General features: G+C 40.1%; 23 protein-coding genes. 9 read left to right on the top strand and 14 right to left on the bottom strand.

Annotation, left to right across the window (positions count from 1 at the left end):
- Positions 1 to 242 precede the first annotated feature (242 nt).
- Both AC1HJP_RS03580 and AC1HJP_RS03575 read left to right on the top strand, forming a co-directional pair.
- Positions 243 to 2,459 carry a GGDEF/EAL domain-containing response regulator gene (locus tag AC1HJP_RS03580; protein ID WP_480360399.1) on the top strand — a complete coding sequence of 739 codons (2,217 nt, stop codon included), beginning with the start codon at positions 243 to 245 and terminating at the stop codon, positions 2,457 to 2,459.
- On the top strand, positions 2,452 to 4,353 hold the full coding sequence (locus AC1HJP_RS03575; RefSeq protein ID WP_480360398.1) for a sensor histidine kinase: 1,902 nt from the start codon (positions 2,452 to 2,454) through the stop codon (positions 4,351 to 4,353). Before AC1HJP_RS03580 ends, AC1HJP_RS03575 begins: the two co-directional genes overlap by 8 nt.
- A 6-nt stretch (positions 4,354 to 4,359) precedes the next feature.
- Here the strand turns inward: AC1HJP_RS03575 and AC1HJP_RS03570 are convergent, their stop codons facing one another.
- Both AC1HJP_RS03570 and AC1HJP_RS03565 read right to left on the bottom strand, forming a co-directional pair.
- The gene (locus AC1HJP_RS03570; RefSeq protein WP_480360397.1) at positions 4,360 to 5,097 is read right to left on the bottom strand and encodes a UDP-2,3-diacylglucosamine diphosphatase; all 738 of its coding nucleotides are present in this window, start codon (positions 5,095 to 5,097) and stop codon (positions 4,360 to 4,362) included.
- Between the two features lie 87 nt (positions 5,098 to 5,184).
- Complete coding sequence (locus AC1HJP_RS03565) at positions 5,185 to 5,676, bottom strand: peptidylprolyl isomerase (RefSeq protein ID WP_480360396.1); 492 nt, start codon at positions 5,674 to 5,676, stop codon at positions 5,185 to 5,187.
- A 183-nt stretch (positions 5,677 to 5,859) separates the two neighbouring features.
- Between AC1HJP_RS03565 and cysS the strand changes: the two genes are divergently transcribed.
- From cysS to AC1HJP_RS03545, 4 genes are all read left to right on the top strand, one after another.
- Positions 5,860 to 7,239: a cysteine--tRNA ligase gene (gene cysS, locus AC1HJP_RS03560; RefSeq protein ID WP_480360395.1), complete on the top strand. Its 1,380-nt coding sequence runs from the start codon at positions 5,860 to 5,862 to the stop codon at positions 7,237 to 7,239.
- A gap of 265 nt (positions 7,240 to 7,504) precedes the next feature.
- On the top strand, positions 7,505 to 7,807 hold the full coding sequence (locus tag AC1HJP_RS03555; protein ID WP_138480905.1) for a helix-turn-helix domain-containing protein: 303 nt from the start codon (positions 7,505 to 7,507) through the stop codon (positions 7,805 to 7,807).
- Positions 7,804 to 8,325, top strand: coding sequence for a hypothetical protein (locus tag AC1HJP_RS03550; RefSeq protein WP_480360394.1), 522 nt, complete (start codon positions 7,804 to 7,806; stop codon positions 8,323 to 8,325). Before AC1HJP_RS03555 ends, AC1HJP_RS03550 begins: the two co-directional genes overlap by 4 nt.
- 18 nt (positions 8,326 to 8,343) lie before the next feature.
- Positions 8,344 to 8,502 carry a hypothetical protein gene (locus AC1HJP_RS03545; protein ID WP_480360393.1) on the top strand — a complete coding sequence of 53 codons (159 nt, stop codon included), beginning with the start codon at positions 8,344 to 8,346 and terminating at the stop codon, positions 8,500 to 8,502.
- A 113-nt stretch (positions 8,503 to 8,615) separates the two neighbouring features.
- On the opposite strand, the gene AC1HJP_RS03540 is transcribed toward AC1HJP_RS03545, so the two are convergent.
- The 4 genes from AC1HJP_RS03540 to AC1HJP_RS03525 form a co-directional block, all read right to left on the bottom strand.
- Positions 8,616 to 9,443: a mechanosensitive ion channel family protein gene (locus tag AC1HJP_RS03540; protein ID WP_480360392.1), complete on the bottom strand. Its 828-nt coding sequence runs from the start codon at positions 9,441 to 9,443 to the stop codon at positions 8,616 to 8,618.
- Between the two features lie 114 nt (positions 9,444 to 9,557).
- Entirely contained in the window at positions 9,558 to 10,265 is a 708-nt protein-coding gene (locus AC1HJP_RS03535; RefSeq protein WP_480360391.1) for an LrgB family protein, read from the bottom strand.
- A complete protein-coding gene (locus AC1HJP_RS03530; RefSeq protein WP_480360389.1) occupies positions 10,255 to 10,686 on the bottom strand; it encodes a CidA/LrgA family protein in 432 nt (143 codons plus the stop codon). The genes AC1HJP_RS03535 and AC1HJP_RS03530 overlap by 11 nt, the downstream gene beginning before the upstream one ends.
- Complete coding sequence (locus tag AC1HJP_RS03525; protein ID WP_480360388.1) at positions 10,680 to 11,471, bottom strand: crotonase/enoyl-CoA hydratase family protein; 792 nt, start codon at positions 11,469 to 11,471, stop codon at positions 10,680 to 10,682. The genes AC1HJP_RS03530 and AC1HJP_RS03525 overlap by 7 nt, the downstream gene beginning before the upstream one ends.
- Positions 11,472 to 11,616: 145 nt before the next feature.
- Between AC1HJP_RS03525 and AC1HJP_RS03520 the strand changes: the two genes are divergently transcribed.
- Genes AC1HJP_RS03520 through AC1HJP_RS03510 form a run of 3 tightly spaced genes read left to right on the top strand, consistent with a single transcriptional unit; the run spans position 11,617 to position 13,393 of the window.
- Complete coding sequence (locus AC1HJP_RS03520; protein WP_349286222.1) at positions 11,617 to 11,949, top strand: DUF440 family protein; 333 nt, start codon at positions 11,617 to 11,619, stop codon at positions 11,947 to 11,949.
- Between the two features lie 6 nt (positions 11,950 to 11,955).
- Positions 11,956 to 12,846: a DUF481 domain-containing protein gene (locus AC1HJP_RS03515; RefSeq protein ID WP_480360387.1), complete on the top strand. Its 891-nt coding sequence runs from the start codon at positions 11,956 to 11,958 to the stop codon at positions 12,844 to 12,846.
- A gap of 13 nt (positions 12,847 to 12,859) precedes the next feature.
- Positions 12,860 to 13,393, top strand: coding sequence for a hypothetical protein (locus AC1HJP_RS03510; RefSeq protein ID WP_480360386.1), 534 nt, complete (start codon positions 12,860 to 12,862; stop codon positions 13,391 to 13,393).
- A 114-nt stretch (positions 13,394 to 13,507) separates the two neighbouring features.
- On the opposite strand, the gene AC1HJP_RS03505 is transcribed toward AC1HJP_RS03510, so the two are convergent.
- The 8 genes from AC1HJP_RS03505 to AC1HJP_RS03470 form a co-directional block, all read right to left on the bottom strand.
- The gene (locus AC1HJP_RS03505) at positions 13,508 to 13,993 is read right to left on the bottom strand and encodes an FKBP-type peptidyl-prolyl cis-trans isomerase (protein WP_480360385.1); all 486 of its coding nucleotides are present in this window, start codon (positions 13,991 to 13,993) and stop codon (positions 13,508 to 13,510) included.
- Positions 13,994 to 14,005: 12 nt separating this feature from the next.
- Positions 14,006 to 14,920, bottom strand: coding sequence for a CAF17-like 4Fe-4S cluster assembly/insertion protein YgfZ (gene ygfZ / locus AC1HJP_RS03500; RefSeq protein ID WP_480360384.1), 915 nt, complete (start codon positions 14,918 to 14,920; stop codon positions 14,006 to 14,008).
- A gap of 84 nt (positions 14,921 to 15,004) precedes the next feature.
- Positions 15,005 to 16,174, bottom strand: coding sequence for a glutathionylspermidine synthase family protein (locus AC1HJP_RS03495; protein WP_480360383.1), 1,170 nt, complete (start codon positions 16,172 to 16,174; stop codon positions 15,005 to 15,007).
- A 28-nt stretch (positions 16,175 to 16,202) separates the two neighbouring features.
- Positions 16,203 to 16,787, bottom strand: coding sequence for a DUF1190 domain-containing protein (locus AC1HJP_RS03490; protein ID WP_480360382.1), 585 nt, complete (start codon positions 16,785 to 16,787; stop codon positions 16,203 to 16,205).
- A gap of 8 nt (positions 16,788 to 16,795) precedes the next feature.
- Complete coding sequence (locus AC1HJP_RS03485; RefSeq protein WP_480360381.1) at positions 16,796 to 17,200, bottom strand: DUF350 domain-containing protein; 405 nt, start codon at positions 17,198 to 17,200, stop codon at positions 16,796 to 16,798.
- Between the two features lie 42 nt (positions 17,201 to 17,242).
- Positions 17,243 to 17,614: a PilZ domain-containing protein gene (locus AC1HJP_RS03480; protein WP_480360380.1), complete on the bottom strand. Its 372-nt coding sequence runs from the start codon at positions 17,612 to 17,614 to the stop codon at positions 17,243 to 17,245.
- A 127-nt stretch (positions 17,615 to 17,741) separates the two neighbouring features.
- Positions 17,742 to 19,415 (bottom strand): energy-dependent translational throttle protein EttA, encoded by a 1,674-nt coding sequence (gene ettA, locus AC1HJP_RS03475; RefSeq protein WP_480360379.1) that lies wholly within the window; start codon positions 19,413 to 19,415, stop codon positions 17,742 to 17,744.
- Between the two features lie 102 nt (positions 19,416 to 19,517).
- Positions 19,518 to 20,405 carry a DMT family transporter gene (locus tag AC1HJP_RS03470; RefSeq protein WP_480360378.1) on the bottom strand — a complete coding sequence of 296 codons (888 nt, stop codon included), beginning with the start codon at positions 20,403 to 20,405 and terminating at the stop codon, positions 19,518 to 19,520.
- Positions 20,406 to 20,456 lie beyond the last annotated feature (51 nt).

Below are 20,456 nucleotides of genomic sequence, written 5' to 3'. Positions count from 1 at the left end.
CAATTCTTGTCTCCAAATTAAGTTGAATTATATTTTATAAAGAAGCTTTGCTAGCTGGAGCGATGTTTAGTTTCTGTGCTAGTGTAAATATGTATATGAACTTATGTTGATACCAATGAGTGGTGTTTGAGAAATTAGTGCATAAGTTCGATGGGGTTCGGTGATTAACTTTGTTTATTTTTAAGCTGGTTATTCAGAACATCCGTACTACATACATAGCAGTTTTATAAGGAATAGGCACTATGAATGACGCATCAATGTTTGAGTTTTCTGAATCTGACTCCGCGCCAAGCCGTGAGCAACAAAAGTGGAAAATCTTAACCGTTGAAGACGACCCAAGCTATCAGCAGGCACTTATTCAGACAATAAAAGCAGTTTCAGTAAGAGACAACCTCGAAATAGAAATATTATCAGCGAGCTGTGTTTCTGAGGCTGCATATGTACTTTCTCAACATAAAGACATTGCAATTGTTTTCATTGATGTTGTCATGGAAACAGACGATGCCGGTTTAAGACTTGTCGATACAATTAGAAACGTCGTTGGTAATAGTCAAATTCGCATTGTATTACTCACCGGTCAGCCTAGTTTTTCGCCACAAAAAGATGTGATGAAATTACTCGATATTGATGAGTATTGGAACAAAGCAGATCTTTCTGCTGAAAAACTGCATTCTGTCATAAACAGTAACCTACGTACGTTTAAATATATTCAACAAATTGAAAATGCCAAGCAGGGGTTGCAGCTCATACTGGATGCAGCCCGAAGCATAAATGGCAAAAATGACATCGTGTCATTTTCTCAAGCTGTTTTACACGAAATAGCCAAAATTATTCAAGTCACGGATGGTGGCGGAATTTTGTTTTCGGGAAAAAGCCAAGCCGATAGTTTACCTGTTTTGTCTACCAGTGGTTGCTTTAAAAATTTTGAAGGTCATGAAGTATCAGAAGAGGTTGTTGGTTCTGAGATTTTTAATGATATCCAATTAAGTCAAAAGTCTAAAAGCCATCGTATTACAGAACATTACTCGATCTTCTTTTTTGATACTCACCATATTGATTTCAAGCACTATATTATCTTGGTCAAAACAGATACGCCGTTATCTGAACAAAGTGCCGCTTTATTACAAGTTTTTAGCGAAAATGTCGGCAGTGGCTTTTCAAATATTGCTTTGTTGAACCGCTTAACCGAACTTGCATACACCAATATTTCACTGAATTTACCGAATAGGAATTGGCTGCAAAGAGAAATCGAAAAAATGAATTCTATTGAGATTAATCAAGCTCAACTTATTATTTTTGAGATTCAAGACTTTGATGAAAAAGCTTATGCACTTGGTTTTCAATTCTGTAAGAAAATTCTGCTGCGCTTAGTTGCCAATATCCAAAAATCCTATAAAGAATTAAACCCAAGAGTTTCATTATTCAAAGATGACAGTATTGCAGTAATTCTGCCCAACAAAACTGAGCTAAACGAACAAAAGGTCGCACAATTAAAAAGGCAGGTGTTTGAAATTAATAACGTCGAGCAATTTATTGATGTGAGAGTGTTAGTATTGAATTTAAGTCAGTTACGAAACTTGTCATCAGAGAAAATGCTCAATCTTGCGGAGTCAGCTCTAAGTAACGTTGATCCACAAGAAAATGAAATTATTTTCTTTACTTCTCAGCATGCCGATGAGATCTCATCTCGTTTTGAGTTAATGCAAAAATTACGTCATGCCATTGCAGACAAAGACATAACAGTCGCTTTTCAGCCAAAAATTGACCTTGTTAGTCACCAAGTAGTGGGTTTTGAAGCGCTAGCTCGATGGAAATTAAAAGACGGTTCTTTTGTGAGCCCTGACGAATTTATTTCCTTGGCTGAGACGTCTGGGCTGATCACCGAACTAGACAACCTTATTTTTACGAAAATTCTCGATGCAATTAAGGTCTTAAATAAGGTCATAGTTAGTGACTATCGAGTGGCGTTTAATGTATCAATTCTTGATTTAGTTTCAGATAATTATATTTCAGAAATTAATAATAAGGTGACTAATTCGGGCCTTGAAACCTGTCAACTTGAATTAGAAGTGACTGAAACACAGGCAATCCATAATTATGAGAGAGTAAACCGTTGTTTAGAAAAGTTTGTTGAATTGGGCTTTCATATCAGTATTGATGATTTTGGAACCGGATATTCTTCTCTCGAACATATTTCTGAAATACCTGCCTCTACCCTCAAAATAGACCGCTGCTTTGTTAATAAACTAGAAGTTGATTCGTCGAGCCAACATATCGTTAATATGATAATGATGCTAGCCGATACTTTTGAATTTGATGTGGTTGCTGAAGGGGTAGAAACGGCAGAGCAAGCGCAGTGGTTGGCTAATATTGGCTGTAAATTTGCACAAGGCTACTATTTTGCTAAGCCAATGTTTATTGATGAGCTCATTGTTTGGTTAGAGCACAGGCATGCATAACGGCTTTGATTTAGTAAAAACACAAAGCAAAATAAAGAAGCAGTTTGTTGTTACTGCGTGTTTATTGATGGCTGCAGTACTTTTCTGCAGTATCTTGGCGTTTTATTGGCTATCGCAATCTGACTTAAAAAAGGTCAAAGAACAACAAAATGATGCTTTGCTACAAGCAAGTTTAGTCATAAACAAAGAGCTATCAAGTGTTAGAGAAATCGTTAAGTTGCTTGTTGCAGACAAAACGCTGTTTCAAGATAAACAGAGTGACAGCCTAAATTTAACCGCTTTGAGTGAGCACTTTTCAGAATTCGGCAGTGTTATAAATAACATTTCTCAAATACGCTGGATAGACTCGCAAGGGCAAGAGCAAATAAGAGTTAACTTTAATCAGGGATTGCCAGAAATTGTTGCCAGTGACGCGTTACAAAATAAAGGAGGTCGTTATTACTTTAGCCAAGGTATGGCAAGTGCAGCACCGGATGTTTACATTTCTAGGCTCGATCTAAATGTTGAATATGGTGAGATTGTAGAGCCCTTTGAACCGACAATTCGCGCTTCCTATCGCACTTCATCAGATGACTATCTTTTAGATGGCTTAGTTGTCGTAAACTTTAATCTAGCAAAAACATTTAACTTGCTAAAGGAAATGAAGACAAGTGCAGCGAAAATACAAATTTTAAATGAGACTGGGCAATGGCTACTTCATGAAAACCCCGAATTAGAGTGGGCGTTTATGTTGGATCCTAAAGCGAATAAAACAACAATTAATCCCCAACATTGGCAATTTATAAAGCACTCTGAAGTTAAAAAAATACGGCATTTCGACCAAGGGCAATTTTTTAGTGTACTAAAACTCAACCTACAAGCTGAAGGAAGCACTTCTAAAAATGAAGCGCTTTACTTGTTAAGTAAAGCTGAAATGCAGTCTATCAACCAAGTTTATAGGCGCGCATTTATGCAAGCAGGCATATTATTTATTGCGTTTGTCATTATTGGATATTTTTACCTGTCCAATGATATTAAGTTGAAATTGGCACTGCTTACAATATCAAAGCAACTTGTTGACGAGAAAGAAAAGCTAGCGGATTTAAATGTTCAATTAGAAGAGCGAGTTCAGCAACTAAAGCTACTTCAAAATGATTTAGTTGAGGCACAAAAGTTAAGCTCTTTAGGCATGCTTGCAGCTGGTGTTGCTCATGAGATGAATACCCCAATTGGCGGGGCGATAATGTCGATTTCAAATGCACAATTATTGAGCATGGATTTGGCAAAGAAAATTGATACCGGATTTAGCAAACAGTATTTACAAAATTGTTTAGAGCAGTTTGAAGCTAATCTGAGCTTATCTCGAGAAAATTTAAATAAAGCTGCTGAACATGTGAAAAGCTTTAAAAGGATGGCAATAGAAAGAGGAGATGAGAGTAAGGATGCGATTTTCTTTGAATCATTGTTTGAAGATTTATGTCGAGTTTTACATCCAAGATTTAAAAACACAAGAATAGAGTTAAAAACTCAGGTATCAATTTATAACGAAATACGAGCTTACCCTGGTGTTATTTCAAGGATAATTGAAAATCTCGTGTTAAATGCGTTAGAGCATGGCTTTGGTGAAGGGGCAATCGGCTTAATTATTGTCAAAGCCGAGCAAAAGAAAAAGGATAGCGTTATTCTGCGAGTACAGGATACAGGCAGAGGAATAGAAGAACACCAATCGAAAAATATTTTTGACCCATTTTATACTGGCGCCAGAAGTAAAGGGCATACAGGGTTAGGTTTATTTATGGTGAATCAGTGGGTGACTAAAGTACTTGATGGAACCCTAAGTTTAACAAAGCTCGAAGCCCTACCTGAAGGCATCTCTACGGAGTTTGTTATTGAGTTTCCAACCACTGAAAGTTAGTTTTTGTCACTTAAAATCATGATTACAAAGAGTTTGAGTTGTTTCAGTAGCCACTAAATAAGAACTCTGTGAATACCAATCACCAAGTACCGTTCTGGTTAGGGTCTCCCCATCTTTTTCAATTGTATGCACATTTGGTCTGTGTGTATGACCGTGGATCATGTGCTTCACATGGTGCTTTGCAAACATGGCTAACACAGCGTCAGAGGTGACATCTAAAATATCTAATGGTTTGCCTTTTTGGCTTTCAATACTTTTTTGGCGTGCTTGTTTGGCAACTTTTCTTCTATAACTAAGTGGCATGGCGAGCATCAGTTTTGGCCACCACCAGCCTCGACTCTTCTTGCGAAACTTTTGATAGGCAATGTCTTGGGTGCACATTTCGTCGCCGTGCAGAATGACTGTAGGTGTACCGTATAAATCAATGACTTTTTGTTCAGGCAATAAAGTCATGCCTGCTTGCTTGGCATATTTTTTCCCAAGTAAAAAATCTCGATTACCATGAGTAAAAAATACTTGAATGCCTCTGTTTGACACAGACTTTAACAGCGAAGCTACCTCGTCAGTCAGCGCAGTATGACCATCATCGCCTATCCATACTTCAAAAAAATCTCCAAGAATATATAAAGCATCGACGTCATCAGTCATGTGCGTTTCAAGAAAAAGCTTGAATGCATTGGTGATGTCTGTGCGGTCTTCGGTTAAATGTAAGTCAGAGATAAAGTAGGTTTTGCGAGATGCCATTCAAAAAGCCTAGAAAGAAAATGAATAGTGAGTATGAAAAAGACAAGGCTAGGTGCATACCTAGCCTTAATTGCTTAGCACTCAGATTTAAGCAACCGTCACTTTCTCGATGATCACATCTTCAAGTGGAACGTCTTGGTGGAAGCCCGCAGAACCAGTAGCAACAGATTTGATCTTGTTTACTACGTCCATGCCTTCTACTACTTCACCGAATACACAGTAACCCCAACCTTGCGATGTTTCGCTTGAGAAGTTTAAGAAGTCATTGTCGTTCACGTTAATGAAGAACTGAGCCGTTGCTGAGTGAGGATCTGGTGTACGTGCCATAGCAAGTGTACCAGTTTTGTTGCTCAGACCGTTGTTTGCTTCATTTTGAATTGGTGCTTGAACAGACTTTTGTTCCATACCTTGAGCGAAACCACCACCTTGAACCATGAAACCGTCGATTACGCGGTGGAAGATAGTGCCGTCATAAAAACCTGACTTTGCATAGTTTAAAAAGTTTTCAACTGTTGCAGGCGCTTCTTCTGCAAAAAGGTTTACTTTGATTTCACCAAAGTTTGTTTGAAGTACAACCATTGTGGTTACCTATTCGATATGTGTTTATTAAAGGAATGTATTTTATAGCAGAATATAAATCGGTTAAAGCTTTGTGTTAATGGCGTATTTATCGGGAAATAGCTGCAATCGGGTATAGAGCAGGGCGAATTCAAGTGTTATGATTGCGGCTTATGTCTATTATTGGATTAGGAAACAGACTCAATGTTGCAGATATACAACACACTTACTCGTGAAAAAGCGCCGTTTAAACCTCTTGTCGAAGGCAAAGTCGACATGTATGTGTGTGGTATCACCATTTATGATTTCTGCCACGTGGGTCATGCGCGTACTTACGTTTCATTCGATGTGATGAATCGCTACCTTCGCTATTTAGGCTTTGATGTTACCTATGTGCGTAATATCACCGATGTAGACGACAAAATTATCAAGCGTGCTGCTGAAAACAATGAAGAAATAAAGGACTTAACGGTTCGTATGACTAAATCAATGCACGAAGACTTTGAAGCATTGAATATGTTGCCGGCTGATATCGAGCCGACGGTAACGGGTCACATGAATGAGATCATCGACATGATCGAACGCCTTGTTGAGAAGAAACACGCCTATGTTGCACAAAACGGTGACGTACTATTTGATGTCTCTACATTTGAACAATACGGTCAATTGTCTCAGCAAGATTTAGATATGCTGCAAGCAGGTGCACGAGTTGAAGTGGCTGAAGGCAAAGATGATCCTCTAGATTTCGTACTTTGGAAAAAAGCCAAAGCAGGCGAACCTTCTTGGTCATCACCTTGGGGCGAAGGTCGTCCTGGCTGGCACATCGAATGTAGTGCAATGAGCCAAAAACATTTAGGTGAGCACTTCGATATTCATGGTGGTGGTTCAGACTTACAGTTCCCGCACCATGAGAATGAAATTGCCCAGTCATGCTGCGCTAATAATGGTAACTACGTAAATACTTGGATCCACACGGGTATGGTACAAGTAAATAAAGAGAAGATGTCTAAATCATTAGGCAATTTCTTTACAGTGCGTGAAGTATTAAAGCAGTACGACCGCGAAACAGTGCGTTACTTCTTAATTAACGGTCACTACCGCAGCCAGCTTAACTACTCACAAGAAAACCTAGATCAAGCACGTTCTTCTCTTGAGCGTATTTACACCGCATTACGTGGTGTTGAGCTCGTTGAATTTGATTACAAGCAAACTGAGTTTGCTAAGCGTTTTGAAACAGCAATGAACGATGACTTCAATACGCCAGAAGCGCTGCCAGTTATCTTTGAATTAGCAAAAGAAGTGAACTTGCTAAAAGAAAAGGATGCAAAAGCGGCGGGCGAGCACGCGTTTATTCTTGTGAAGCTTGCAGAAGTGCTAGGTATTGCACAGCAACAGCCAGAGCAATTCTTACAAGGCGACCAAGACGATGATGAAGTCGCTAAGATTGAAGCGTTAATTGAGCAGCGTTTAACAGCGCGTGCGAATAAAGATTGGGCTGCTGCGGATGCAGCGCGTGATGCGTTAACGGCGATGGGTGTAGTACTAGAAGATAGTGCTGGAAAAACGACTTGGCGCAAAGCATAAATCAGCTTTAAGTTAAAAGTTTATACAGAGGCTCGATGTTGAATTATCGGGCCTTTTTTATGATTGTTTCTTAGTTAAGTCGAGCGGGCTTTTTTCTTAACATCACAAATCTTGCTTACTATGCCTAATAAAGAACCAAAAAGAGTGTTTCACTTATGAAACGGCTCTGTTATTATGCTGTAAATTTTTAGTCATGTATGACTCAACTTAATAAGACAGTTTTATTGAAAAAGCTAAGGATATAGCTTTTCTTGGAAAGGAAATAATGAAAGCAACCGAGCGCAAAAGGAAGACTTTTAGCTTCAAGGTTGAAGCACAGCGATTTATTCGCCAAATCAGGCAAGAACTAGGCTTAAGCCAAGCTGAGCTTGCTAAGCGTATGATATCTGAGTGCGACCAATCAACTATCTCAAATTGGGAAAGCGGTAAAAACGAAATCCCTCTCAGCAAATTTATCGACATACTGTTGATCAGTGGTCGCGATCCTGCCTCATACTTTGATATTTTTGGTAAGAAAAATGACAAAGAAAATAAGAATAATAAAGATGTTGAAGAGGTGAAAGAATGAGTTCTTATTTATTGGATTATTTAATTCCATTTACATTGATAATCTCTCTGTTTTTTTCATGGAAAGATATTAATGCTAGGTTCTTAGTATTAACTTTTCTTTTTGTAGAGTTTATAAGTCTATTAACCGTAGAATGGGCATTAGAAATGCCAATTGGTTTTTATGTATGGTCAATGCTAATTTATTCAACATTTTTGATTTTTGTATTCGGCAGGAGATTTTGGGCTTCAAAACTTAGTTCAATAAATTTATTTAATCTAATTTATGATAACCACAGATATACACCTCAAGAAGCTATTCTTGTTATTATTTTCGGTTTTTCAGTAGTTATAAATCTAGTGACTTTAATTGAGGTTTATTTATATCAAATTTACCTAATTGATAATGCATTTTTTAAGTTATACATCCGAGATAACTTACAGCATTTTTTACTATTTTTAGCTGCATTTTTATGTTTGTCGTTTGGTCTTAAAGTTTTCTCTAGAAAAAGCAAATTATCGGCAAGAACGGAAGTTTAATCTTATTAAGGGTTTAAAATGATTTTAGATAATGAAGTTGTAAAGATGGTCGTTGGTGGGCTAGGAACTGGTAGAAGCCCAGAACTTCCTCCAAGGGAAGAGCAAGCAGCAGAACAGCAAAAAGTTGAATTATCTTCAACTGATCCAATTGCTCCTGTAGAACCACCTAAGCCTTAACTTAAGTTGTTCTAGAGTAAAATACAAAAAAGCCGTTCTTTTCGAACGGCTTTTTTATGTCTTCTTGAGCATCGAATAATTATAAAAATTTGATTAACCTAGAACTTCGATCTCTAGTTTTGATTCTTTATCGTCACCACACGTTGCGGGAACGGTATTTCAACATCAGCGGCTTTAATCTGTGCATAGATTTGTTGGTTAATGTCGAGCTTAGTATCAATCAGCTCGGTAGTGGGTGCCCAGTAGCGGTAGCTAATAATCACCGCGCTATCATCGAAGCGTTCTATGCCAATTTTAGCGTGCGGCTCGTTGGCGACTTTGTCATGAGATGAGAGAATATTTTTAATAACGTTAATGGCTTTATCGCTGTCAGCGCTATAAGCAATGCCGATTTCGCCCATCACCAATGAGTTGTTAAATGAGTTATGCAATACTTCTCCAACGATATGCTTGTTAGGAATGGTGATCTCGACGTTTTCTTCATTGATTAAAATGGTATGGCCCAGCTCTATCATTTTAACCTGACCTGACTCACCCTTTACAGAAATCGTATCACCGACAACAAATGGGCGCGTAGCAATTATCGCAAGGCCCGACCCATAGTTTGAAAGCATTCCCTGTAAAGCCAAGCCCGCACCGAGTGAGGCTGCACCTATGGCTGCAACAAACGGCGTAATACTGATCCCGAGTTTTCCGAGGGCAATCACCACAAACATCACAATAAGCAGCACTTTCACCACATTGGCAATAAAGTTGGTTAATGCAATATCAATATTATGCTTTAGTAATAAACGTTCTACCGTTTTAGAGAGCTTCTTAGAAACCCACAAACCTATTATGAGGATTAAGATTGCAGCAGCCACTTGCATGCTGTAGTTGACTAAATAGTCTTTAATAATGGTGTAGTAACGTTCAACTTGTTCTATTTCTTGTTGGATCACGGTCAATACCTAATAAATTTAAAACAAATAATGGAGTTAATCAGAGGTTAGCATAAGAAATAAAATAACCCATTGTTTTATAATACTTATGAGTTGCTTTATTCGTTAAATAAATCAACCACCACTTAGTTGCGTCAATATAGCATAAAGCGTGGGCACCCAAATTGCGGTGATCAATGCACTGATTATCATGGCAGCCGAAGCAAAAGCACCAGCCTGAGGGTGGTGTTCAATCGCAGCTGCGGTGCCGATACCATGGCATACCACACCAAGAGCAAGGCCTTTTACTCTTTGATCTTTAACTTTGAATAGATGTAGTAAAGACAACCCAAACACAGCACCAAACATGCCGATCAAGATAACCATAAAGGCGGCGATAGCTGGAATGCCGTTTAATCCGTCAGTGATAATGAGTGTTATTGGAGTGGTTACTGAGAGCGCCATTAAAGAGTTTAACAGCTCATCAGGTACAGCAAAGAGTTTGCATAGTATGAAGGCAATTAATGTGGCACTGGTGACACCTATAAAACCACTTAGTAATAGCAAGCCCAAGCTGCGCTTAATTTCATGCACTTGTTTATAGAGTGGGTAGGCGAGTGCGACAACTGCCACTTCTAGAAAGAAATGAATGGGATAACTGGCTTTAGAAAAATCTTTATAATTAATATCTGCAAAAATCAGTACTGCACTCAGCATTACAATACAAAGCAGTAGAGGGTTCAGTAGAGGTGAGGGGAACTGACTATTCAGCCTTCTGGTAACTAAAAATAGCCCAGTAATGAACGCACAAACAAACATTGTGATAAGCAAGTCAGTTAGCATGCTTGCCTCTTAAACTAGTAATGAATGAAATCAAGACAAGCCCTATCAAAGGCACCAGCAGCAATACCAGCAACAATAATGACCAATGAGTCGTAAAGACATCTATATGCTCAACTAACCCAACACCCGCAGGTATAAAAAACAACGCCATATACTTCAAAATAGGCTGGCAAGCAGGTGCAAGCCAAGATTCTTTCACGATATCCGTCATTAATAATACAAACACAATCAACATAGCCAATAACGCGCTAGGAAAAGCAATTTGAAAATATGAGGTAGTTAGCTTTGAGATAAACAAAAAGCCAATAAGTAGCATCAAACTGGCGCTGAATTTAAACCAAGCTAAAAGGTATGTTTTAGTATTTTTCATAGCCCAAGTATAAAGAGTCAGTAAGGTGTGTCGATGCGACCTTCTTACCATTTTCCTCTTTGATTATATGGTTTGGCTTCGTCCTTAGTCGCATTATACATGGCGATACGCGTATTTTTACTTAATAACAGTTTGATTTGGGACCAAGTTTCTTTTGCGAGAATGCGTCTGCGGTTAAAATGAAAACTTGCTTGATGTATCAGTTTAATTGCAGCGAGTGCATCTGGAGAGCGTGTTTTGAGTTGCTCTATGATCTCATCACAGCGCTTTTCAGGGTCTTCGACTATTTCTGTGATCAAACCAAGTTTAAAGGCCTGCAGGGCATCAATTGGTTCTCCTTGGCTACTAAGCAATAAAGCTTTGTCGTATTGCGTTAACCCAAGTAATAAAGGTGAGCTGCCCATGTCAGGGCACAAGCCCCAGCGTGATTCCATAATGGCAACTTGTGTGCTGCTTTTGGCGATGCGCATATCTGCACCTAGCGCAATATGAAGGCCCCCACCAAAACTATTACCTTGCATGAGAGCAATAACAGGTACAGGGATAGTGTGCCAGCCAAGTACGACCCTCTGCACAAGGTTCGCGTTTCCTGGTAGCCATTTAAAAAGTAACTTAACGATATTCAGAGGTTTAGCCATGACAGACTTCACATCTAGCCCTGAGCAAAAATGCGCGCCCGCTCCGCGAATAACAACAGCGCGAATTTCACGCTGTTTTTTGATTTTTTTAATGCATTTATCAAGCTGAATAAACATTTCAACACTTAATGCGTTTTGTTTATCAGGGCGGTTCAGGGTGACGTAAGCAACATTGTTTATTATTTCGAGTGAAACCATAGGGAACCTGTTTTTATTATAGTTTTAGAGTTAACACTCTATATGGCTTTGTTTACCATGTAAATTCATCAATTCGACTCAAGACCATAGCCAAGTAATTGACGGTTTTGTATGATAGCCACAATATTTGTTAGTGAGACCTTCTATGCCAGCACGTCTTTGTAGTATTGAAGAAGCAACCCATCAAGCTTATGAAATTTTTCAAGAGTTAGCACCACAAAATTTATCAGAGTTAGATATTGCTGAATTTAACCAACATCATGAAGAGTTTGGTTTTATTGAAGACAGTGAACCTGATGATAGCTGGCAAGAATTTGTATCTCTTGAAAGTGATCTTGAAGATTTTGTACAAGTTTTAGTGGGCATTGAATACGAAGATGGTGATGAAGTGCTTGCTAAAATTCTTATCAGTCGCGACTTGGATGCGCCGTTCTGTCATGTGTTATGGAAGCAAGAAGCCGAAGAAAACATTCAATAGATAAGCATGTTAATAAAAAAAATAAAAATACCGGCACTCATAGTCGGTCTCTGCTTTGCTACTTTCAGCAACCCTACCTACGCGGTAGATCCATTTGAAGATTTCCATGAATACGGAGAGCTATCAGATGAAGAAATACATGAACTTCACAAAGGTGAGTTTTTATATGGCGATACTGAGTTTGGTTTGATCATCAACAAAGGTAACGCTGAAAATACTGCGTTTAAGTTGAAGGGCAATTTGTATCAAGATTTCACCCACTGGCGAAATCACTTTAAGTTTGATGGTCTTTACCGTGAAGACACTGATGCAGAGACTGGGACTGAAACGGTATCAGCGGAGCGTTACTTTGTGTCAATGCAAGGTAACTATAAAATTGGTGAAGATAATGAGTCGTTGTTTTTATACGCTGACTACGAAGACGACGAATTTAACGGTAAAGAATATACCGCCACCTTTGCACTCGGATATGGCACGCGTTTATTTGAGGGTAGAAAGAACACCTTTGATTTAGATGTAGGTCCAGGTTTATCAATAACGCGAACCAGTGATGAAATTGATCTATTCGAGGGTGCAGATCGTGTCCAGCAAGGCCAATTATTACGTTTGGCATTACAGTGGGAGCGCAAAGTCTCTGAGAGAACGCGCTTTAATCAAGATATCAGTATTGAGCGTTCACTATCAGGGTTAAATACCCGAGTTTTGAGCGAAACGGCACTGGTTACACAAGTGTTAGGTGGCATTGGTTTTAAAGTGGCTTATACCTATAGACACAATTCACAGCCTGAAGAGAATAAGCTTAAAAAAGACACTGAAATCAGCGCGACATTGATTTACAGCTTTAGTGGTGGACTGCAAGACTTCAAGCGTCCAACCCCAGTTAAAATTGAAGATTAATTAAAGAGAGTTTATGTACAAGCATACACAATTTGCATGGGTGATTTGGGCAATTTTATTGTGGATCAGTAGCTTTTTAGCCGTTGCTGCACAATTAATCGGGTTTAATGCGGGCATCGTTGGGTTTGCTGGAATACTTGTTTTGGTTGCCATTTCTTTTTATGGCCTGACTGTTGAAGTGAACCAAAGCCGCCACTCAGTCAGTTTTTGGTTTGGCCCAGGCGTTGGCAAGAAAACACTAAATTTTGATGATATAGAGTCTGTGAGAGCGGTCCGTAACTCGTTACGTCATGGCGTCGGAATGCGTATTAGTCATGATGGGTGGGTGTATGCAGCTGCTGGTTTCTCTGCTATCGAAATCCTGATAAAGGATGGCACTAAGTATCGTATTGGTACCAATGATCAAGAAAGCTTACTTGCTAGTTTTCCTGAAGCGTTAAAGCATGTTCCTGAAGCGATTAATACGTCTGAACAAGCAGACATTGATGAAGACGATGAAGAACATGAGCCAGTTAAAAAGCGCAAAGATCCATTTGATTTTAGTTAGACATAGTTAGCTCATTTAGCCTAAATAAAAAAATAGCGCCGAACATAACATTGGCGCTATTTTTTTGCTTACAGCTTACAGCTTACAGCTTATAGCTTACAGCTTACAGCTGAATTAGTGATCGTGACCACAGCCGCCTTCTGCATGAACATGACCATGCTCTAGTTCTTCAGCCGTTGCTTTACGCACATCAACAATTTCAACGTCAAAAGTCAGCGTTAAACCAGATAGCGGGTGATTGCCATCGATCACCACTTCATCACCTTCAATGCCAATGATGATCACAGTGTGCTCACCTTCGTCTGTGGTCGCTCTGAATTGCATACCCACATCAATGTCCATACCTTCGAACATTGACTTCTCAACGATCTGCGTTAAGTTGTCGTGACGCTCACCATAGCCTTGATCTGGCTCAATAGTCACAGAGAAAGTGTCGCCAGCCTGTTTGTCCGCAATAGCTGCTTCTAAGCCAGGTACTAAGTAACCGTGACCTGAGATGATCTCAAGTGGCTCACCGTCGTAAGTGTTATCTATGGTATTTTGCTCGTCATCCATTACAGAGAAGTGCAATTTTACAACGGCGTCTTTAGTGATTTTCATAATAGGATCCAATTATTGATCTTCAAGAGAATAAGGAAGCGGTTGGATTGAAACCAACTGCTCTGGAGATTGTTTTAACCTAAGTGTAGCATCTGATTGTGTATCATTTGGTAATACAGCCAGTGCAGAATAGGTGTTTGAGTTGGCATTGAACACTTGGCAAATGATTTTGCCAGCACGACGCCAGTTGTCTTCAAGCTGAATTTCTAAATCTGTGTCTTCAACGGCTTGAGAAGCATCGCCTTGTACTATGTACATAGCGCGCTTGTTTTTACCTAAATAGCGCATACGAGCAACGGTTTCTTGACCTGTGTAGCAGCCTTTTTTAAAGCTAATACCACCGATTGCTTGAAGGTTGATCATTTGTGGTACAAACTCTTCAATGTAGTCACTGCTCAGAGCAGGCTCTCCGGCTAAAATGGCAGCTTCTGCAAACTCAGTTGCATCGTTTTCAAGCGTAATGCCATTAGGTAATTCTGCGTCATCATTTAATAAAACAATCAAACGAGTTTCATCGAGTTTCAGTGCAATACCGCCTGCAAACTCACAACTATTGTTTTCATCTGAGAATGTGATCTCAAATTGCGCACAGGTTGCAGAAAAGTCGTTAGTTAAAAGCCCGAATAGTTTTGGACTTTCGTGAAGTTCTATTTCTACCTTTGCGAAAACACCATATTTCTTAAGTTCTTTCGCTGAGGCTTCGCATTCAGCAGGGCTGCCTAATAAATAAAACTTTGATTGATGTTTAAATAGCTTAAATGCACCCCAAAGCTTGCCCTTAGGTGAGCAATGACCTGCCCATAGAAATTGCTGTTCATTGATTAAATTCAAATCTTGTGTCAGTTGGCCATGTAAATAGTTAAGCTGATCTTGGCCTGAGACTGAAATGAGATGTTGGTTCAAAGGAAAAGCACGTGTGTGCGACATAGTATTCATCCCTATGAAATGATTTGTGTTAATGGTAGCGCATTTGAGAATATGCTTAAATGGCTATAACTTAAAAGCTGCAAATTAGCCCAAGATTATATGCGGTACGAAGCGGCTCAGATCTTGTGTGATTAAAGAGCTGTCTTCTCGAATACTCATAGCCACAGCTTCATCTTTTACCATCCAACTGCCAATTAAAGGGTAGTAGCCATCAAAATTAGGTAATGCATGAAAAGCTTGATAAATAAAACCTTCATCACCATAGTCGCCGCCAGAGCGAGCGAGTGTTTTACCTGCTTTGGTAATTTCTATGTTTGCCCCTTCACGAGAAAAAAGCGGCTTCTTAACAATACCAGCGGCCGTATCGAGTTTGTGTTTATCTTTTGAAAAATAAGCTGGTAATAGGTTTGGGTGGCCTTCATACATTTGCCAAAGCAAAGGTAGAATCGCTTTGTTCGAGATAATTGCTTTCCAAGCTGGTTCTAACCACTGCATTTTTAAATTCGATAACGCTGGTGCGAACTCATCAGTAAACATAAACTCCCAAGGATAGAGTTTAAACATCCAACTCATGGGGTTATTGTTCAAGTCGGTTAATTGGTTGGCGTTATTGAGGCCAATGTCTTCGACAAAACAAAAGCCTGTTTTTAAACCCGCCTCCATGGCACAGCTGCGCATGTATTCTACTGTGCCTAGGTCTTCTTCTGTGTCTTTGCAGCACGAGAAATATAAACGTTGGGCACGATGGAACCGATGTAGCTGTCGAAAATGTTTTATCAGTGCTTCTTGTAAGGCATTAAATTGGTCGCTTTGTCTTGGCAGATGTCCAGCATCAACCATATCTTCGAGCCAACGCCATTGGAAATAGCCAGCTTCAAATAATGATGTGGGCGTATCAAAATTTGCTTCGAGTAATTTGGCAGGGCCATTGCCATTGTAACTAAAATCAAAACGGCCGTATAAATGCGGATCCCGTCTAAACCAAGAACGACGAATTAAATCCCATTGCTGTTCGGGGATAGCAAATAACTGCATCAGTTCGTCGTCGTCACAGACCTTAGAAACTAACTCTAGTAGCATTTGATTGAGCTCGACACTCGGATCTTCTATGTCTTGCTCTATTTGTTGCAGAGTAAATTGGTAATAAACACTTTCATCCCAATAAGTCTCACCGTGCATGGTATGAAAGTTAAAGCCAGTTTCTTTGGCGAGTTGTTGCCAGTTTGGGCGAGGTTGGGATGATCTTCTAAACATAATGTGAAACTAGAGGTTAAGCTTTCGCTTAACCTCCCCAGCTACTTCTTGAAGCACTACGACCAAACCCCCCCCGTTTTCGAGTAACGGGTTTTCGTTTTGCTTTGTAGTTCACTTTACTTGATTTGACGAGCGTAGAACCACTGCTGCTCGCACTGGCCACATAGTCATTGTTTGAATTACGATAGCTAAAGAAATCGTCACGGCTACGGTATAAAGGTTTGGCACCTGAATAGTATTTTCCGCCTAACATTGCACGCTTATGCTTGCGTTTTTTCTTTAATGCATCGAGCCCTTCGTCAACGGCTTCAGCGACTAAGCCAATCATGAAGCCTGCCATTAAAGGCTGCCAAATACCGCCATTTGACTCGCATCTATCGAAACCAAAATCACCTTCACACAATTGCTCGGTGGCGTAACGCGGTGCTTCATTTAAATGTTGTTCAAGTGCTTGTTGATACTCAGCTTGGCAGGTTTCTAATTCAATACCAAAAGAGTTACATTCCATCGTATCTTGGAATAATAAAGCAGACTCTTCAGTATCACCACAGCCGGCTAATGAGCCTGTGGCGCCCATGAGTAAAGTCAGTTTAATGCGTTTGCTACGTTTCATCAGGCCTCCTAGTATGTCATACAGGCGGCGTTTAAAACTCCCGTAGCCAGTGAGGCTGCACCTAAAAATAAACCGGCACTCAAATGTTGTGCTTCAATTTTTTCCGACAGCTTTGGCATATATAAGCGAACGGTAAAGAAAGTAACTAGCTGCATAACGCCCGCAATCACACCCCAAACAGTAAAATCTATAAGTGACACAGCATTCACTGCTGCACTGGCGATAGGTAAAATAAAACCAATTAATGTACCGCAGAATGCGACCGCAGCAGCAGGGTTGTTTTCTTTCATTAAACGCCACTCACAGTGCGGCGTTATGAAGGTGTATACAAACAAAAAGCACAAAGTAATTGCATAGCCAATTACGAAATAACTAATAAAAGGCAAAAATCCTTGTAAAGATTCCAAAATCATTTTTTATCTCTTCTTATATCTGATAGTTAATTTTTAAGTTGTTTAAGTGTTTTTAAAGGCAAGTTGTTCGATTTCTCGATGAAGAACAGCATCGTCACCCACATTGAGTTCAATTAAGCGTTTAAGGTGAGTCACACTTTCAAGGTCGATTTGATTACAGTGAAGGCCTAAATATTCACTCTCGACATGTCTTACTTCGACTTCCATTGAAATCAGTACATCACTGTCTGGTAAATGAAACTTTAGGTTAGCGGCTTCACCTTGAAGGGGAACATAGCCTACAGGCAAGGTAATCAATGCGCCTTTTAATGAAAGGTCGAGTACTTGGCAATTGTAATCACCACTGGCAGTCATCAAGGTCGCCGGGTTTGAAAACAAAATACGCGTAAAACGTCTACGTTCTTCCATCATCATTCTCTCAATATTCTAGATAATCTAAGCATAGATAGTAATACACTTAGGCTCCAGTGTAAAAAAAGCCCTGCATAAAAAGGGCTTTTAATATCAATGATTTGCAAAAATTAGCTAATGTGTGGGTTATTTAGCCAATTTTTTTGTACTTAATACGCTTAGGCTCGGCAGCTTGTGCACCGTAAGTCTTTTTCAACCAAGCCTCATACTCTGTATAGTTACCATCGAAGAAGTTCACTTGGCCTTCGTCACGATAATCAAGAATATGAGTAGCAATACGGTCTAAGAACCAACGGTCGTGCGAGATACACATTACACAGCCTGGGAATTCTAAAATCGCATTCTCAAGGGCACGAAGCGTTTCAACGTCTAGGTCGTTGGTTGGCTCATCCAGAAGTAATACGTTGCCGCCAGCTTTTAGAAGCTTAGCTAGGTGAAGACGATTGCGCTCACCACCAGATAGCTCTTTTACAAACTTTTGCTGGTCGTTACCTTTGAAGTTAAAGCGGCCAACATAGGCACGGCTTGGGATCTCAAAGTTACCAATTTTTAGTACGTCTTGACCGTTAGAGATCTCTTGGAAAACAGTGTTGCTGTCGTCCATGTTGTCACGGAACTGGTCAACTGCAGCGAGTTCTACAGTTTCACCAACATCAACAGTACCAGCATCTGCTTTTTCTTGACCTGAGATCATTTTGAATAACGTTGATTTACCTGCACCGTTAGCACCGATAATACCGACGATTGCACCTTTAGGTACACTGAAGCTTAGGTTATCGATAAGTACACGATCGCCATAGCCTTTAGTTAGGCCATTAACTTCAATTACTTTATCACCTAGGCGAGGACCAGGTGGAATGAATAGCTCATTTGTTTCGTTACGCTTTTGGTAATCACTTTGCTGAAGCTCAGAGAACTGTGCCATACGCGCTTTAGATTTAGCTTGGCGACCCTTCGGGTTTGAACGCACCCATTCAAGTTCTTGAGCAATTGATTTTTGACGTGCTTTTTCAGATTTTTCTTCTTGCTTAAGACGTGCATCTTTTTGCTCAAGCCAAGAAGAGTAGTTACCTTCCCAAGGAATACCATGGCCACGGTCAAGTTCTAAGATCCAACCAGCAACGTTGTCTAAGAAGTAACGGTCGTGGGTAATAGCCACAACAGTCCCTTCATAGTCATGTAAGAAACGCTCTAACCATGCAACAGATTCAGCATCTAAGTGGTTGGTTGGTTCGTCTAGTAAAAGCATATCTGGCTTTTCTAGAAGTAAACGACAGATAGCAACACGGCGACGCTCACCACCAGATAAGTGCTCAATTTTTGCATCCCACTCAGGTAGGCGAAGTGCATCAGCGGCGCGCTCTAGAGCGTTATCCAGGTTATGACCATCATGCGCTTGAATAATAGCTTCTAATTGACCTTGCTCTTTTGCTAGAGCGTCAAAATCAGCACCATCCATTGCGTATTCAGCATAGACTTCATCAAGGCGCGCAAGGGCGTTTTTAACTTCGCTTACAGCTTCTTCAACAGTTTCACGAACTGTTTTGTTTTCGTCTAATTGAGGTTCCTGAGGAAGATAGCCGATTTTAGTACCAGCAAGTGCATTCGCCTCACCTTCAAACTCTTTATCAACACCCGCCATGATGCGTAAAAGAGTCGATTTACCTGCGCCGTTTAGACCAAGTACACCAATTTTCGCACCAGGGAAGAAAGATAATGAAATATCTTTTAAAATCGTACGTTTAGGTGGCACCACTTTGCTAACGCGGTGCATTGAATAAATAAACTTATCTGGCAATGCCATAGATGAAACCTTTCATGTTCAAAATTAACTAGCATATTGTAGAGTTTACCTAGCGATTTCGTCAATCAAACAGCAAGTTATCTCTTTTTTAAACTCATGAAATTAACTCAAAACCAACAACGCCACACCTGAAAAAGCAATTAACCCACCCAATATCATATTTCTTGTCATGGGCTCTTTGCGTAGGGCACCAATGGTCATCACCATCAGTGGGGCGGTTGCGAAGATAGTTTGTGCGATAGCCGGATCGGTGTGTTTGACTGAAATAAGCTGCAACCAAAGGCCAATAAAGGTGCCAAAAAACACCGCGACAAAAAGCCATTGCTTTTGACTTATGCCATTCAAGGTAATGGCTTGTTTGAGATTTTGTTCTTTTAGACATGCGACAACGCAAGCGACAGCCAGTGTGCCTGAAAATAAACGAATAAAAGCAGCCCACAAACTACCAATTTGTTCAGCGTTCATGGCGCCTTTTGACATCACCATGCCTGCCGCTTGGCAAGTGGCTGCAAGCAACGCAAAACCAACGCCTTTGATGTAAATGCTGTGCTCAACTTGAGGCAATGGATTTTTAGGTTTAATTGCCAATAAAACGCCTAAAGTTGTGATCACAATACCTAGCCATGCAAGGCCACTCAGCCATACGCCGAGCAATACAATATTTAGTACACCCGCAATGGCTGGCGCGAGTGATTCAATGACCAGAGTTCGTGCAGGGCCAATATTTCTAAGGGCTGCAAAATAGGCACTGTCACCAATGGCAATACCCAAGATGCCGCTGACAATAAGCCAAGCCCAAGAACTGGCTAATTGTGGTAAAGGGCTGGCAGGCATAATTAGCAAAATTAATAACATCAGCGCACACGCAATTATGCCCTTACTGACGTTTAATTGCAGGGGCGATAAATGATGGCTAAAGCGTTTGTATAAAATTGTAGATGACGCCCAGACTATGGCTGCGCTGATTGCGGCAAGTTCACCGATCCCCATTTTTTTCTCTTTTTATAATGATGTTTGACGCGTGAATTATCTAAGTAAATT

The sequence above is a fragment of the Pseudoalteromonas sp. NFXS53 genome, from assembly GCF_056629255.1.
Note: the sequence above shows the minus strand (reverse complement) of the source record. Positions and strands in the feature narration are given on the sequence as shown.

Coding starts and splice junctions, on each gene's coding strand:
- AC1HJP_RS03580 (WP_480360399.1), top strand. CDS start 243: ATGAATGACGCATCAATGTTTGAGTTTTCTGAATCTGACTCCGCGCCA.
- AC1HJP_RS03575 (WP_480360398.1), top strand. CDS start 2,452: ATGCATAACGGCTTTGATTTAGTAAAAACACAAAGCAAAATAAAGAAG.
- AC1HJP_RS03570 (WP_480360397.1), bottom strand. CDS start 5,097: ATGGCATCTCGCAAAACCTACTTTATCTCTGACTTACATTTAACCGAA.
- AC1HJP_RS03565 (WP_480360396.1), bottom strand. CDS start 5,676: ATGGTTGTACTTCAAACAAACTTTGGTGAAATCAAAGTAAACCTTTTT.
- cysS (WP_480360395.1), top strand. CDS start 5,860: ATGTTGCAGATATACAACACACTTACTCGTGAAAAAGCGCCGTTTAAA.
- AC1HJP_RS03555 (WP_138480905.1), top strand. CDS start 7,505: ATGAAAGCAACCGAGCGCAAAAGGAAGACTTTTAGCTTCAAGGTTGAA.
- AC1HJP_RS03550 (WP_480360394.1), top strand. CDS start 7,804: ATGAGTTCTTATTTATTGGATTATTTAATTCCATTTACATTGATAATC.
- AC1HJP_RS03545 (WP_480360393.1), top strand. CDS start 8,344: ATGATTTTAGATAATGAAGTTGTAAAGATGGTCGTTGGTGGGCTAGGA.
- AC1HJP_RS03535 (WP_480360391.1), bottom strand. CDS start 10,265: ATGCTAACTGACTTGCTTATCACAATGTTTGTTTGTGCGTTCATTACT.
- AC1HJP_RS03530 (WP_480360389.1), bottom strand. CDS start 10,686: ATGGTAAGAAGGTCGCATCGACACACCTTACTGACTCTTTATACTTGG.
- AC1HJP_RS03525 (WP_480360388.1), bottom strand. CDS start 11,471: ATGGTTTCACTCGAAATAATAAACAATGTTGCTTACGTCACCCTGAAC.
- AC1HJP_RS03520 (WP_349286222.1), top strand. CDS start 11,617: ATGCCAGCACGTCTTTGTAGTATTGAAGAAGCAACCCATCAAGCTTAT.
- AC1HJP_RS03515 (WP_480360387.1), top strand. CDS start 11,956: ATGTTAATAAAAAAAATAAAAATACCGGCACTCATAGTCGGTCTCTGC.
- AC1HJP_RS03510 (WP_480360386.1), top strand. CDS start 12,860: ATGTACAAGCATACACAATTTGCATGGGTGATTTGGGCAATTTTATTG.
- AC1HJP_RS03505 (WP_480360385.1), bottom strand. CDS start 13,993: ATGAAAATCACTAAAGACGCCGTTGTAAAATTGCACTTCTCTGTAATG.
- ygfZ (WP_480360384.1), bottom strand. CDS start 14,920: ATGTCGCACACACGTGCTTTTCCTTTGAACCAACATCTCATTTCAGTC.
- AC1HJP_RS03495 (WP_480360383.1), bottom strand. CDS start 16,174: ATGTTTAGAAGATCATCCCAACCTCGCCCAAACTGGCAACAACTCGCC.
- AC1HJP_RS03490 (WP_480360382.1), bottom strand. CDS start 16,787: ATGAAACGTAGCAAACGCATTAAACTGACTTTACTCATGGGCGCCACA.
- AC1HJP_RS03485 (WP_480360381.1), bottom strand. CDS start 17,200: ATGATTTTGGAATCTTTACAAGGATTTTTGCCTTTTATTAGTTATTTC.
- AC1HJP_RS03480 (WP_480360380.1), bottom strand. CDS start 17,614: ATGATGATGGAAGAACGTAGACGTTTTACGCGTATTTTGTTTTCAAAC.
- ettA (WP_480360379.1), bottom strand. CDS start 19,415: ATGGCATTGCCAGATAAGTTTATTTATTCAATGCACCGCGTTAGCAAA.
- AC1HJP_RS03470 (WP_480360378.1), bottom strand. CDS start 20,405: ATGGGGATCGGTGAACTTGCCGCAATCAGCGCAGCCATAGTCTGGGCG.